Annotated in this window: 13 protein-coding genes and 1 tRNA gene; 8 read left to right on the top strand and 6 right to left on the bottom strand. The window is 49.8% G+C overall.

The window, feature by feature from the left end:
- Positions 1-32 precede the first annotated feature (32 nt).
- Both N7E73_RS03665 and N7E73_RS03670 read right to left on the bottom strand, forming a co-directional pair.
- Positions 33-1,799 (bottom strand): HD domain-containing phosphohydrolase, encoded by a 1,767-nt coding sequence (locus N7E73_RS03665; RefSeq protein ID WP_432737667.1) that lies wholly within the window; start codon positions 1,797-1,799, stop codon positions 33-35.
- Positions 1,800-1,810: 11 nt separating this feature from the next.
- The gene (locus tag N7E73_RS03670; protein ID WP_432737668.1) at positions 1,811-2,197 is read right to left on the bottom strand and encodes a response regulator transcription factor; all 387 of its coding nucleotides are present in this window, start codon (positions 2,195-2,197) and stop codon (positions 1,811-1,813) included.
- A 242-nt stretch (positions 2,198-2,439) separates the two neighbouring features.
- Between N7E73_RS03670 and N7E73_RS03675 the strand changes: the two genes are divergently transcribed.
- Genes N7E73_RS03675 through N7E73_RS03690 form a run of 4 tightly spaced genes read left to right on the top strand, consistent with a single transcriptional unit; the run spans position 2,440 to position 7,493 of the window.
- The gene (locus N7E73_RS03675; protein WP_432737669.1) at positions 2,440-3,504 is read left to right on the top strand and encodes a hypothetical protein; all 1,065 of its coding nucleotides are present in this window, start codon (positions 2,440-2,442) and stop codon (positions 3,502-3,504) included.
- 9 nt (positions 3,505-3,513) lie between these two features.
- A complete protein-coding gene (locus N7E73_RS03680; protein ID WP_432737670.1) occupies positions 3,514-4,719 on the top strand; it encodes an ABC transporter substrate-binding protein in 1,206 nt (401 codons plus the stop codon).
- A complete protein-coding gene (locus N7E73_RS03685) occupies positions 4,716-6,749 on the top strand; it encodes an ATP-binding protein (RefSeq protein WP_432737673.1) in 2,034 nt (677 codons plus the stop codon). The genes N7E73_RS03680 and N7E73_RS03685 overlap by 4 nt, the downstream gene beginning before the upstream one ends.
- 24 nt (positions 6,750-6,773) lie before the next feature.
- Positions 6,774-7,493: a response regulator gene (locus N7E73_RS03690; RefSeq protein ID WP_432737674.1), complete on the top strand. Its 720-nt coding sequence runs from the start codon at positions 6,774-6,776 to the stop codon at positions 7,491-7,493.
- 12 nt (positions 7,494-7,505) lie between these two features.
- Here the strand turns inward: N7E73_RS03690 and N7E73_RS03695 are convergent, their stop codons facing one another.
- From N7E73_RS03695 to N7E73_RS03705, 3 genes are read right to left on the bottom strand one after another with little or no spacing between them, the layout of a single operon-like run.
- Positions 7,506-8,525, bottom strand: coding sequence for a glycosyltransferase (locus N7E73_RS03695; RefSeq protein WP_432737676.1), 1,020 nt, complete (start codon positions 8,523-8,525; stop codon positions 7,506-7,508).
- Complete coding sequence (locus tag N7E73_RS03700; RefSeq protein WP_432737677.1) at positions 8,522-9,445, bottom strand: ATP-binding protein; 924 nt, start codon at positions 9,443-9,445, stop codon at positions 8,522-8,524. Before N7E73_RS03700 ends, N7E73_RS03695 begins: the two co-directional genes overlap by 4 nt.
- A gap of 5 nt (positions 9,446-9,450) precedes the next feature.
- Entirely contained in the window at positions 9,451-9,648 is a 198-nt protein-coding gene (locus tag N7E73_RS03705; RefSeq protein WP_432737678.1) for a hypothetical protein, read from the bottom strand.
- A 407-nt stretch (positions 9,649-10,055) separates the two neighbouring features.
- On the opposite strand from N7E73_RS03705, the gene N7E73_RS03710 reads away from it, so the two are divergent.
- The 4 genes from N7E73_RS03710 to trpS all read left to right on the top strand — a co-directional run bounded on the left by N7E73_RS03710 (position 10,056) and on the right by trpS (position 12,339).
- Positions 10,056-10,415: a response regulator gene (locus N7E73_RS03710; RefSeq protein ID WP_432737679.1), complete on the top strand. Its 360-nt coding sequence runs from the start codon at positions 10,056-10,058 to the stop codon at positions 10,413-10,415.
- A 151-nt stretch (positions 10,416-10,566) separates the two neighbouring features.
- A tRNA-Trp gene (locus N7E73_RS03715) sits at positions 10,567-10,643 on the top strand.
- A gap of 36 nt (positions 10,644-10,679) precedes the next feature.
- Positions 10,680-11,318, top strand: a complete 639-nt coding sequence (locus tag N7E73_RS03720) for a site-2 protease family protein (RefSeq protein WP_432737680.1) — start codon at positions 10,680-10,682, stop codon at positions 11,316-11,318.
- A gap of 25 nt (positions 11,319-11,343) precedes the next feature.
- Complete coding sequence (trpS, locus tag N7E73_RS03725) at positions 11,344-12,339, top strand: tryptophan--tRNA ligase (protein WP_432737681.1); 996 nt, start codon at positions 11,344-11,346, stop codon at positions 12,337-12,339.
- A gap of 77 nt (positions 12,340-12,416) precedes the next feature.
- On the opposite strand, the gene N7E73_RS03730 is transcribed toward trpS, so the two are convergent.
- Positions 12,417-13,073 (bottom strand): flagellar brake domain-containing protein, encoded by a 657-nt coding sequence (locus N7E73_RS03730; protein WP_432737683.1) that lies wholly within the window; start codon positions 13,071-13,073, stop codon positions 12,417-12,419.
- Positions 13,074-13,075 lie beyond the last annotated feature (2 nt).

Below are 13,075 nucleotides of genomic sequence, written 5' to 3' on the forward strand. Positions count from 1 at the left end.
ATCCTCTTGCCGGGATTCGTCCGGTTATTCGACTAGTTCAGATTGCTTCGAGGTATCTTGCAGAACCTCGGTGACATCGGGCGGTCCAGATTGATGGAATCAGCACCGCTTTCAATTGCAGAAATTTTATCAATAAACAGTTGAACCAGAGCACTGTCCAGCTTGCCTTCCCGCGCTTCAATATCAAGGATCTCAAGGGCCCTTGAACGCGGGGTTGCCGGTTTGTAGTGCCTTTCCTGAGTTATGGCGTCATAGATATCGACAATGGCAAGTATTCTGCTCTGTATGAGAATTTCCTCATCCCTGAGCCCGTTAGGATAACCTGAACCGTCCAGCCGCTCATGATGCTGGCCGATAATTGTCAACAGCTGGGATAGGTCATCCTGAAAAGGTATGTGCTCCAGAATTCGCTGGCTCTCGGCCGGATGGCGCTCAATCTCCATGCGCTCCTCACTGGTCAGATTGCCGCGCTTCACCAGCAGACATTTGCGTTCATCCGGCTGAATCATATGCACGGTGGAACCGTTGACCTTGAATTTCACACTGCTCATCAAATCAACGAAATCCAGATCTTCCTGATCAGGACTGAGAGAAACATTTATCTTCTTGATCCGCTTGTAATCGTCTTCCCATTCCTTCTGGTGATGCAGTCCGAAAAGCTTGAGGCGCATCCCGATAACATCAAGCATGGAAGTTGGAAGTCTGGTTTTCTTGGTCAGGACCTCTTCCTTGATGCCGATCTTGCCGATATCGTGAAGGATGCCGGAATAAAAAATCTCGCGAAGCTGCTCATCGCTGAAACTGATATTCTTGAACGGCCCGTTTTCATGGGAAACCTGCCGTGCAAAAGAAACGGCAAGATGGGCAACCCGTTCGGAATGTCCGGCAGTAAAGGGGTCCCGGGCATCGATAGCTTCCGCCAGCGCCTTGAGCAGAGCATCCATAAGAACTCTTATGGATTCGAAATTATACGCATTGCTTATGGAAATTCCGGCAACAGAGGCCAGAGTGGCAACGTGCTTGAGATGAGCAGCATTGAAAATATTGACGCATGAAGAAAGCAGCACAAGCACGCCTTCGCAGACGCTAGGGGACGGGATGGGCATTATCAGCAGCGACCGTACATTTCCTGGAAGACTGTGACGACAACGGCTGTCCTGATTGACATCATTGATAATTTCACCACGTAGACTGGCAATTACATCTTCAAAAAGAGGACTGTTCACAAGACCGTTGAAAGTTCCGTTCTCAAAATCACCGAAGCTGTCGAAAACACTGAACCCGCCTTCCTCTGGCAGGTAGACAACACCCATCTCGGCAGGCAAGGCCGAGGTCCTGCACTCGTTGGACAGGGCGTGAATTACATCTTTAAGCCGTAACGAATTATTCAGCTCAACAATGGAACGGTGCAAAAGAGCAAGTTCCCGGTATTTGGAAAGCGTTTCCTCTCCGATCAGCCTTCTTGCCGATTCAGATTCTATGTAGTTGGAAATGGAAAAAGCGGTAAGATCAAGAACGGACCTGATCCGGTCCAGCTCTTCGTTTGAAAGGACAACCCCTTTTCCATGGCTGACCCCTATATAAATATTTTCATTGGAGGGATTCTTAACCGGGACAAGTATGGATTCAAGCGACTTGGAAACGGAAGTTTCGGAGCAGAAAATCGGAAGACTGTCCACATAAGCACACAACTGCACCCCTTGAGGAAGCAGGGGTTCAGCCTTATGGAAAAAAGCTTTGAGCTTCTTCGGCTTTATGATTCTTTTAAGCCGTACTTCCGGTTTCAGACTCGAACTCATCTGCTGTACTATCAGTCTTCAAGGTGGAGAATGGATTTGGCCACTTCCAGAATCTCATCCGGATCAAAAGGCTTGGTCATGTAACGCTCGGCACCAAGTTCCAACCCGTGCTTGCGATCAACCTCCTGACCCTTTGCTGTCAGCAGTATTATCTTCACATCCGCCAGTTCCTCTTCCTCGCGCACAGCCTGGCAGACCTCGTAGCCATTCATGTATGGCATCATAATATCTAGAAACACAAGCTCTGGGCGTTCCTCGCGAATACAATCAAGGCCCTCTTCACCGTTTTCGGCGGTAAGAAGTTCCACATCATATTCGTCCTCAAGCTCTTCGAGAGTCTGTTCAAGAAGCATCCTGATGTGAACTTCATCATCCACAACTAGAATTTTTCCGGGCATGTGCACTCCTTTTGTTGCCAAACTGAACTCATATTTACATGTTGTCTTCAAAGTCGGCAAGAGTTAGCGTACCGAAAAAAACAAATTAATTGAAATAATGAAAACTCAGCACTAAGATTAGAATCAGATCTGAAGCATTTACAGCAGGTGCGTCCAACTAAACGCTACAGTGCAGTATGAAATTACTCGATCAACCAATCAAGCAAAGTATCTTCTGAACTGCACACCATTAGAAATATATTATGATTCAATCAAAAGTAGATACAAGGTTTTTGGGAACCATACAAAATACATTTTATGGATTGCCTCCCCTGCCGCAGCCTGTAAAAATTTTCTTTTCCTTTATTGCTCTTGGCATTGTAATCCTTCTGGTCCGCTATGTCGCAATAAAATATAGTCTTGTCCCGTTGATCACCGAGTATCTTAATGCACGGATCTCCGCTGTTACAGACAAGCTGAACGCATTGAAAGGCAGCACCGGCAAATCCAGGTCAGAAACAACTCCGGTACAGAAAACGGATGAATGGAAAGCGAGTACAGACCATGACGTATTGGAAAGACTGGTTCTGGAACAGGCCCAGGCTGATGTGTTCGGAGAAAGATCAGGACAGCGTACACTTGCGGCAGTGGTGAACATCGCCGGAACCGAAGGAATTAATGTTGTCGTAACCTTCAAGGACATGGTTACCGCATCTCTGTTCGTACCGGGCAGCGAGGTGAAGCTGGTTTTCGATGAGTTCCTCAGGGGAGACACCAAAATTAACGCATGTGTGGGCAGGATCAAGAGTTTCACCCCGGACAAGGGAGCCGTCATAACCCGCACATCCTCTTTCGGCTACATCAAGCGCAGGGTGTTCGCCCGCAGAAAAGTCGCAGACCAACGTTTCATAAAGATCAAGGTATGGCGCATACAAGGCGAAGACTACGACATTGATTATCTGCTGGACAACTCCGAGCCTGACATAATTATCGACAACCGCAAAGACCTGCCTGCCAAAACCAGAAAGGCACATGTTGTGGACATCTCCAAAGGAGGACTGGCCATCATCGGTTCCATCAGGGATGGAGGGCATGAAATCTCCCGCAACGACAAAGTAATCCTGTGCATGCTTATATACATGCCGGCACGCAAGACATTCCAGCCCCATCTGATCTATGCCGAAGCCCGGGGATCACGGTCCATGGGACTGGGGATGACCAGGCTGAGCTTCCAGTTCCTGCGAAGCCTCAAAATTCCCCCGCGCAAGCGCAGCACACTTTTCAAGGGACAGGCGGTCATGGCCATGACCCTTGCGAATCCGGAATAAGGACTTTTCATGAGAAAAACTGTTTTCATCCTTGCACTGCTGCTTCTGGCTGCCTGTGAAAGATCCGTTGATGTAAAAGTTCAGGAAGAAATCAATCCCGGTGTCTATCCTGACAAAGTAGTGCTTGGATCGTCTCTGGCCCTCGAAGGCCATGCAAGTTACCTCGGAACCCAGACTTTGCATGGAGCCCTGTCGTACATCAATCATATCAACGATCAAGGCGGAATTCATGACAGAAGGATTGAGGTGGTCGCGTATGACGACTCTTACGATCCTCCGGAATGCCTTATAAACACTCAGAAACTCATTATCGACGACAAGATTTTCGCCCTGTTCTGCTACGTGGGAACTCCGACCACTGTAAAAATTCTTCCACTGGTGGACGATGCCCGCATCCCCCTGCTGGGGATGTTCACCGGAGCCAATGCCCTGCGCAAACCGTTCAACCGCTACGTAATCAATATCCGACCTTCCTACTATCAGGAAACAAAGGAAGCTGTCCGACACATGGTCAAAGATCTCGGCATAACCCGCATTGCCGTTTTCTACCAGTATGATGCCTTCGGATTCGACGGACTGACCGGAACAGAACTGGCGCTCAAGGAATTCGATCTGGAACCTGTCGCCAGAGGATCATATACGCGAGGTTCCCTTGATGTTCAGGAGGGAGTCCAGAAGATCAAGTATTCCGGAGCACAGGCCGTTTTCATGATCGGCACCAGCGGACCTTGCATCAAGTTCATGGAACAGATGGGCAAAGAAGGAGCGCATCCTGTCTTTTACACGGTGTCATTTATGGGCGCCCGCCAGTTCGCACAGGAACTTGGCAACGACAATTCATTAGTAATAATGTCGCAGGTGGTTCCGCCCTTCAGCGAGGACCACGATCTGTCACATTCGGAGGCGGCCAGCTACATAAGACTCATGAAGCAATACTATCCCGACGAGACCCCCAACCTTGTCGGTCTTGAAGGATTCTTCAACGCAAGAATACTGGTTGAGGGCCTGCGTAGAAGCGGACGTGAGCTTAACCGCGAAAAGTTCATTGAAGCAGTGGAATCAATGGATAAATACGAAATTGCCCCCGGAATCACTGTCTCTTATGGGAATCAGGATCATCAGGGGATGGATAAAGTATATTTCACCCGTTTCCGGGACGGAAGATTTGAGCTTATCCGGGACTGGGCTGCCCTGAAAGGGAGCATCAAACCATGAACATTTTCCACATAGATGCACTTACAGAGCGCTTTTCCGGGCTTACGCTCAAGAACAAGATATTCCTGTCCACACTCGGCGTAATTCTGATCATCAGTGCAATAATCGCCCTGTTGGCCCGCTGGATACTGGTATCATCCCTGACAAAGGAACTTGAGCTGCGCGGAGTGGCCATTGCCTACTCAATTGCCGAACGCGGGGCCGGTTACATCCTTGACCGCAACTACCCGAAACTGCTCAGCCTTGCCTTTGAAGAAGCAAAACTGAGGGAAAGGCAGCACCTCATCACCTATATCTTTGTACTCAGCAAAGACGGCCAGGTCCTTTGCCATACATTCACGAAACCATTCCCGGAAAAACTCGACCAGGCCAACCCGATCCCCGAAGGCACGGACAAGTCCGTACGCCTGATTGATCTGGGCAAGACCTCCGCCTACGACATAGCTGTCCCCATCCGTGAAGGTCTTTATAGAATCGGCACCGTCCACGTTGGACTGAACAAGATACATATCGATCAACTGGTCTCTACCCTGCGCTTTACATTTCTGGGCTTCATCTCATTTGTCGTCGTCATCATCTTCATCATCAGCCACAGGCTGGCGAAATATATCACCAAGCCGGTCAGCAGACTGACCCAGCTTTCGGACGAGTTGTCGCGAGGCAACTTCGACCTGAGCCTCGACATACTCACCGGGGGAACGGACTGGAATCCCGCCAGTTGCCCGGCCTACTACAATACCGACTTCCCCTGCTGGCACTTCGACCTGTCCAATAACAACTACGAGAACGGCCTTGACGGAAAGAATAAAATGCAGCAGTGCCGCAACTGCCACTTCTATTTCAAACGGGAAGGGGACGAGGTTATCCAGTTGGCGGACAGTTTCAGAAACATGGTCTGGTCCATCAAGCTGTACCGCCGCAGACTGCGTGAATCAGAAGAAAAGTACAAATCCCTGTTTGACAGCGGCCCGGACCCAATTCTGGTGGTTTCCTGCGCCGAATTCAGGATCATCGATGCAAACCCCAGAGTTAGCGAATTGTACGGCTACACACACGGCGAACTGATCGGCGAACCATTCCTCATGCTCGGCCCGGAAGCTAACAAAGAATGCATCAAGGCTTTTGAGGAGTACGGAGGGCCTTCCGGCTGCATCTACTATCCGAAAATAATGCACCTGAAGAAAGGCGGAATTCCCGTTTACGTGAACATGCACGCCTGCCCCATCACCTACAAAAGCAAACCCTCCATCATCGTTGCCATAAACGACATCACTGAAATCATTGAGAAGGATGCTCAACTGGTGCAGGCGGCCAAAATGAAATCACTGGGCGAAATGTCCGCCGGAGTTGCGCACGAGGTCAACCAGCCCCTGAATGCCATCAAGATGGGAAGCGAATTTCTTGCTCTTATGGCCGAACGGGGCAAGGATGTACCAGCCACCCAGTTGCAGGAAGTCGCACGGGAAGTGAGCACACAGGTTGACCGGGCAGCGGAAATCATCTCCGCCCTGCGCGCCTTCGGACGCAAATCCGGGTTCAAGACGGACAGGGTTGACATAAACAGCCCCATCCGTAGCGTACTCACGTTGGTGACTCGGCAGTTTGAGCTGCTGAACATAACTTTTGAAATGGACCTGACCGATGGAATGCCGCATATTGTCGCTCAGGATAACAGGCTGCAACAGGTCTTCTTCAACCTTGTGAACAATGCCAAGGATGCCATTGCCGAGAAAAGGGACTCCTCAGGGGTTGAAAGCGAAGAGTTCATCCGCATCAGCACCTACCAGAAGGGAGATAATATCGTAATCAGGGTTGCCGACACCGGAGCGGGCATAACCGGAGAGGTGCGCAACAAGATGTTTGAGCCCTTCTTTAGTACCAAAGAAGTAGGATATGGCATGGGGTTGGGACTGGCCATAACATATGGCATAGTACGTGATTATAAGGGAATCATTGAAATCGAAAGTGAACCGGGAAAAGGAGCTGCATTCATCATTGCTTTTCCCTCAGTTAAAGAAGATGATTTATAAAATCAACCTATACAGAGGTTAGGCGTGAGTAGAATTCTTGTAATTGATGACGAAAAAGCAACATTGAACATGTTCAGGATGCTGCTGAGTGCGTACGGACATGAAGTCATGACGGCTGAAAACGGCGAAAAGGGTATTGAACTCTTTGATGCCGAACACCCCGAACTGGTCATGACTGACATAAAAATGCCCGGAATGGATGGGCTGGAAGTATTGCGCAGAATCAAGGCTATCTCGCCGGATTCGGAGGTGATTGTCATCACCGGCCACGGCGACATGGATCTGGCGATTCAGGCACTGAATCTGGACGCAACGGATTTTCTAAACAAGCCAGTCAAACGCGAGGATCTTGAAAAGGCCCTGCAACTTTCCAGCGACAGGCGTGCCTTTGCACGTCAGAAAAAAGACGAGGTTCAGCTCAGCCTTGAAGACAATCTGGCGGTAATAAGGATAACAGGGAACCTGACCTCCAAATCCGAAGGGTTGCTGCTGGATACCTTCGACGAAGCCCTGGCAACATCCAAGCCGAACCTGCTGCTGGCTTTTCAGGAAAAGGCTTCCATCAACGGTGCGGCCATGGACACCCTTTACAGTGTAGTGGAGAAAGCACGCATCAAAGGGATGAACGTATTCATTGCCGGACTCTCGGACAACTTCCGGGCCGTGCTTGATTCAATGAGCATCAGCCAGATGGCTGCGGTCCACACATCCGAGGATGAGGCAAGAAACTGCCTGCCTATGTAGCAAGCGGGCAGTCTAGGATACCAGCAGGTAGTGCTGGCCCATGACATAGCCTTTTTCGTCGAGAAACCTGATTATCTCATCTCTGGCTCCGCGGGTCGCAACATAGGAAAGGATAAAAGTGTCGCCTGGCGGCGGCATTTCTTTGCGTGACAGAACCCGGCATCCATGTATGACCTGCCCTACTTTACGTGGATCAATATCCACGTAGAATGAGGTTTTGACTCCCATTTTTTCAAGCATCTCATAGCGTTTGCGTGAAACACGTCCTGCACCGATGACCCCTACGCGGGGGTGGGTTGAGCTGTTGCGCTCAAGCCAGCGATAAAGATACCGACTCTTGATGTTATAGAATGCATCAACCGTGTATTTGGGATGGTTGCGCGAAAGCCTGTCAGGAGGATCGTTCCAGATCAGCAGCTCCTCATCCACCTTCTGCATCCGCACACCGGCTTCCAGCCACCGCAGCACCAGCTCGTAATCTTCAGGGAAGTCTCCATCACGGAAAGGACCATGCTCAGTGAGAAGCCCCCTGCGCATCATTATGGACGGATTGGCAAACGGGAATTCAACAAACCGGTTGAGTGCAATATCATCCGCATCAACCAGTGTATTGATCCAGTCCACATAGTGGGCATATCCCGCGCTGTCTTCACGGTTCCCGCCGAAACCGACCCGGCAGGCAGTCAGGCCTACGCAGGGATGTTCATCCAGCAGCCGGGCCTGTCTTGCGATGCGGTCCGGCAGGGATATGTCATCGGCGTCCATGCGGGCAACATATTCTCCGGAGGCGGCACTGATAGCAGCGTTGGCCGCACCGACCACCCCCTGATGATCAAGAAAAAGCGGCTTCAGACGTGAGTCCTTTGCCGCATATTCTCTAAGTACCGATGCTGTCCCGTCACTGGACCCGTCATCTGCCGCAATCAACTCAAGATCTCCGAAGGACTGGCCAAGAATACTCTCAATGGCCTGTCCGACGGTATCTTCGCAATTGTAGCAGGGCATGGTCACCGAGACCTTGGGAAAACTCACTTTCCGCTTTCCTCAATGGACTGTCTGAGCTGTTCCTTGAGCCTGCATACATTACAGGTCACTGCGGAGGTGGGACACCCGCATTCAATGCAGGGTTTTACTTCATTGCTCTTCTCATCCTGTGCAATGGCAGCAAATGCAGGCTGACCGCGATCAAGAAAACCCTTGTAAAAGGCTCGCTTGGAACCGGGGCTGCGCAGTTCCAGATCCCTCCAGAGCAGCTTGTGCCCGGTAAAACTGGCACCTCCGCTGTATGGACAGGGAAGATGATGGTAAGGAATACCCATCAGAAATGAAAAGTTGGCCGACTCGAACTCGCTTACACGGAACAGGGGCTTGACCTTCTTGGCAAATCCGTTTTCCGCAGGCAGCACCGGGCCCTGATCGGAAAGGTATGCCTGATCCCAGCGCAGGGTATTGGCAAAAAGGCGGGCGACTTCGTCATCAAGGTTGTGTCCGGTTGCAAGAGCGGTATATCCGTCCTCAAGAGCGACCTTGTTGAAATAGTGGCGCTTGAACTTTCCGCAGATGGAGCAGATTGGACGGCGGATGTGCTTCTTGATCAGCGGCATGGGCACGCCCTCTTTCTCCAGCTCCACCACCTTCAGAGGATAGCCCTTGTCGCGGCAGAAGTCCTCAACCACGGCTCTGGCTTTTTGTGAGGATTCGAAAATTCCGAGGTCGATATGCAGGCCGGTCACGTCATATCCGAGTTCGGACAGAGCATACATGAGCCCAAGGGAATCCTTGCCCCCGGAAAGGGCTACCAGCACCTTGTCGTCACGTTCAAGAAGACTGCGTTTCCGTATACCTTCGGAAACAAGCTTCAGATAAAATTTAGTAAAATGTTCCTTGCAGAACGCTGTATTGTGGCTCGGCAGTGAAACCACTGCATCCGCTTTGCAAACCTTGCATTTCATATATATTACCCGACTGAAATCACTTTTCTTATGGTTATCTCATCATCCTTGTATATGCGCAGATCCTGGGTCAGCAACTGTCCGTCGCGGATGACCAGGGCATCAGTGTGATGAAGTCCGAGTTTATTGAGAAGCTGCAGAACAGTGTTTAGCGAGGAGAACTCGACAACCTTGTCCTCAGGTTCAAGTCTGACAGTTACCATGAGCAGACTCCTTGAATTCATATTTATAGGTGTTAGACACGTCTTGGGAAATGTGCATGTAGCTTTTAAGCCGGCTTTCATCAAGCTTTTCAGACCGCAATGAAGGGATATTTTTCCATATCCAAACTTATCGTGACGAAAATTTAATACTTTTCCCGTGAAGAATGGGTTTTTTGTTTTTTTTATGCTATGGTGAAATCGAAATCAAATTAAAGAGGCTTTCAGGAAGACTGTCCCGGAGCAATAAAAGGACTCCAAAACCTAACGCATCAGCATAAAAGATAATTAAATGGGAAATTGCGGAAACAGATTAAAATGTAACCAAAAAAAGGCCTATAAATGTTGACCGGAAGTTGATTGTTGAACTAATGTAAGTAAAGAAAACCACGCCTTCCAAGGAGTTGAAAATGACTCAACATACAATTTTGGTCGTAGACGATGAAAAACATATACGGATGCTGTATAGAGAGGAACTGGAAGCAGGAGGCTATAAAGTAGCAACTTCTGACGGTTCCGAGGACATTCTGACCGTAATCAGACGCGAAGCTCCCGACCTCGTCATTCTGGACATCAAACTCGGCATAGACCGTTCCGGATTGGACCTGCTGCAGGAAATCCGTCAGGAATACCCAAGCATCCCGGTCATCCTCAGCACTGCATACGACAGTTTCAAGCACGACATGAAATCCATAGCGGCCGATCACTATGTGGTTAAATCTGTTGACCTGAGCGAACTGAAGTCCAAGGTCAGGGAGGCTCTTGGGTAGTTTCAGCCTCTAAAAACAAACAATATCTGCTATTATTTTAATTTTTTTTAGGAGTTTGCTAAAAACAGGCTCCTTTTTTCTTGCCAAGCACCTTCACCCGTGGTAGCACCCACTTGGCTTTGGCGCACAGGAGTCATTAGCCAATAAATGCAGGCCAGTAGTTCCAACGGCTAGAACGCCGGTCTCCAAAACCGGATGCTGGGGGTTCGAATCCCTCCTGGCCTGCCATTTATTCACTTCTAAATTGCGGAAACGCAGATCCCAATGTTCGATATCGCCAACATAATCAAAGAAATCAGCATCCTTGCTGTTCCTTTTTTACTCGCTATCACCTGCCATGAAGCCGCTCACGGCTATGTCGCCTACCTTCTCGGCGATCCGACCGCCAAAATAGCCGGTCGACTGACTTTGAATCCCCTGAAACACCTCGATCCTCTGGGCACGTTAGCCCTTGTGCTCACCCGCATGATCGGCTGGGCCAAACCTGTTCCGGTCAACCCCATGTATTTCAAGAATCCCCAGCGGGACATGATGTTCGTGGCCCTGGCCGGTCCTGCTGCCAATATGCTGCTTGCAGTCATATTCGCGTTCGTACTGAAGACCATACTCGGACTGGACCTCCACGGATACTCAGAAACAACACTCAGGGTGCTGGAACCGACAGCCCTAATCGCCAAAGCCGGAGTTATCATCAATCTGGCCTTGTGTTTTTTCAATCTTCTGCCTATCCCTCCTCTTGACGGCAGCAAAATAATCGCCGGATTCATGCCCCGGGAGGCAGCATACAGATTCATGTCTTTCAGGTACGGATTTGTTATTGTCATCGTTCTGGCCATGCTGGGACTGCTTGGCAAGATAATATCTCCGGCGTTGAGCTATTTCTACAATCTGCTGATTTTTTAAAAATCATCTAACCGCAATTTTCAATATGACTATGACAAACAACCGCATCGTTTCAGGCATGAGGCCCACCGGACGCCTGCACCTAGGTCACTATTTCGGCGTTCTGGTAAACTGGGTCAGAATTCAGGAAAATAACGAATGTTACTTCTTTGTAGCCGACTGGCACGCCATGACCAGCGAATATTCAGATCCCAGACGAATTCAGGGATTTGTTCCCGAACTGGTCAAAGACTGGGTCGCAGCAGGACTCGATCCTGAAAAATGCGTAATTTTCCACCAGTCACAGGTCAAAGAGCACGCCGAACTGCACCTGATCCTTTCCATGCTGACCCCGCTGGGCTGGCTGGAACGCAACCCCACTTACAAGGAACTGCGTCAGGAGCTCATCCAGAAGGAACTCAACACTTACGGTTTCCTCGGCTACCCGGTGCTGATGGCTTCAGACATTCTCATGTACAAGCCCTCACTCGTGCCTGTCGGACAGGACCAGCTTCCGCACCTTGAACTTGCCCGCGAAATCGCGCGCCGCTTCAACTTTCTGAACGGTGAACATTTCCCTGAGCCGCAGGCCATGCTCACCGAAGATGCCAAGCTTCCCGGTCTTGACGGACGCAAGATGTCCAAGAGCTACAATAACGGCATTTTCCTCGGCGAACCCATGGAAGAAGTTCTGCCCAAGATCATGTCCATGCTCACCGACAAGAACAGGCTCAGAAAGGCTGATCCGGGTGACCCGGAGATCTGCAACCTCTACCCCTACCATAAACTGCTCACCGACAGCGATAAGTGTGCAGAGATCGAAGAAGGCTGCCGCAATGCATCCTGGGGTTGCGTGAACTGCAAGAAGCTGCTTGCCGAAAGCATGGCCAGATTCCTTGAGCCCATGCAGGAACGCCGCCGCAAAATGGACGAGAACCCCGATCTGGTATGGCAGATTCTTGCTGAAGGCACTGCAAAGGCCAGAGCAAAGGCCGCCCAGAATATGGAAGAAATCCGCGAAAAAATCGGTTTCAAATTCTAGAAAAGACCTTTACCTATCCAAAAGAAATCCCCCGTTGCATAGCAGCGGGGGATTTTTTACGTCTTATGCCAGACAAATTAAATATCAAAGGATTTGATGACCTTTGCGAGATCAGACTTGCAGTCACCGTCGAAACTTTCAAACTTCAATCCCAAGGACAACCTGCTCCCGGCCTGAATCAGATTCCTGATAACCCCGACCCCGCTGATTGTGTTATAACTCTGCGCATAATCAAACCGGTATCGTATTCTTTCATTCTCAACAAAGCTCCCAACATCCGATTCCCTTGGAAAAGTGCACTCAATCCGTCCGCCGCCTTCGGAAATATCCCTGAAAACTCCGGTAAGCTCGCACGCTTCATTACATAAGGAAACCAGTTGGAAACACTCAACCCGCTTGCTTTTGCGCAGGTTGATTTTTTCAAATTTTCGGGGGTAGGACAGAAAAAGGAGAGGATATGGATACAGCTGAACACGGGTAACGGAGCTTTTAAATCCACAAAGATAGCATCCGTCACACTTTGCACGTACTGTGACTTCCGGATAGTCGGTAAAATATTTCTTGTAGTCCGCTTCTTTCAGGTCTGGAACCCACACAGACAGGAAATAGCCAAGTTTCACACCGACAATTTCACTCCACATCCGCTCGCCTGAGGCCAACTCTAGGTTTGCCCTTTCACCGAGTCTCAAGCGCAGATTATCAACCTCTCCGCAAGAAATTACTGAATAATCCATCT

The organism is Maridesulfovibrio sp. FT414 (assembly GCF_050916235.1).
GTDB lineage: Bacteria > Desulfobacterota > Desulfovibrionia > Desulfovibrionales > Desulfovibrionaceae > Maridesulfovibrio.

Coding starts and splice junctions, on each gene's coding strand:
- N7E73_RS03720 (WP_432737680.1), top strand. CDS start 10,680: ATGTTCGATATCGCCAACATAATCAAAGAAATCAGCATCCTTGCTGTT.
- trpS (WP_432737681.1), top strand. CDS start 11,344: ATGACTATGACAAACAACCGCATCGTTTCAGGCATGAGGCCCACCGGA.
- N7E73_RS03675 (WP_432737669.1), top strand. CDS start 2,440: ATGATTCAATCAAAAGTAGATACAAGGTTTTTGGGAACCATACAAAAT.
- N7E73_RS03730 (WP_432737683.1), bottom strand. CDS start 13,073: ATGGATTATTCAGTAATTTCTTGCGGAGAGGTTGATAATCTGCGCTTG.
- N7E73_RS03705 (WP_432737678.1), bottom strand. CDS start 9,648: ATGGTAACTGTCAGACTTGAACCTGAGGACAAGGTTGTCGAGTTCTCC.
- N7E73_RS03685 (WP_432737673.1), top strand. CDS start 4,716: ATGAACATTTTCCACATAGATGCACTTACAGAGCGCTTTTCCGGGCTT.
- N7E73_RS03670 (WP_432737668.1), bottom strand. CDS start 2,197: ATGCCCGGAAAAATTCTAGTTGTGGATGATGAAGTTCACATCAGGATG.
- N7E73_RS03680 (WP_432737670.1), top strand. CDS start 3,514: ATGAGAAAAACTGTTTTCATCCTTGCACTGCTGCTTCTGGCTGCCTGT.
- N7E73_RS03700 (WP_432737677.1), bottom strand. CDS start 9,445: ATGAAATGCAAGGTTTGCAAAGCGGATGCAGTGGTTTCACTGCCGAGC.
- N7E73_RS03665 (WP_432737667.1), bottom strand. CDS start 1,799: ATGAGTTCGAGTCTGAAACCGGAAGTACGGCTTAAAAGAATCATAAAG.
- N7E73_RS03710 (WP_432737679.1), top strand. CDS start 10,056: ATGACTCAACATACAATTTTGGTCGTAGACGATGAAAAACATATACGG.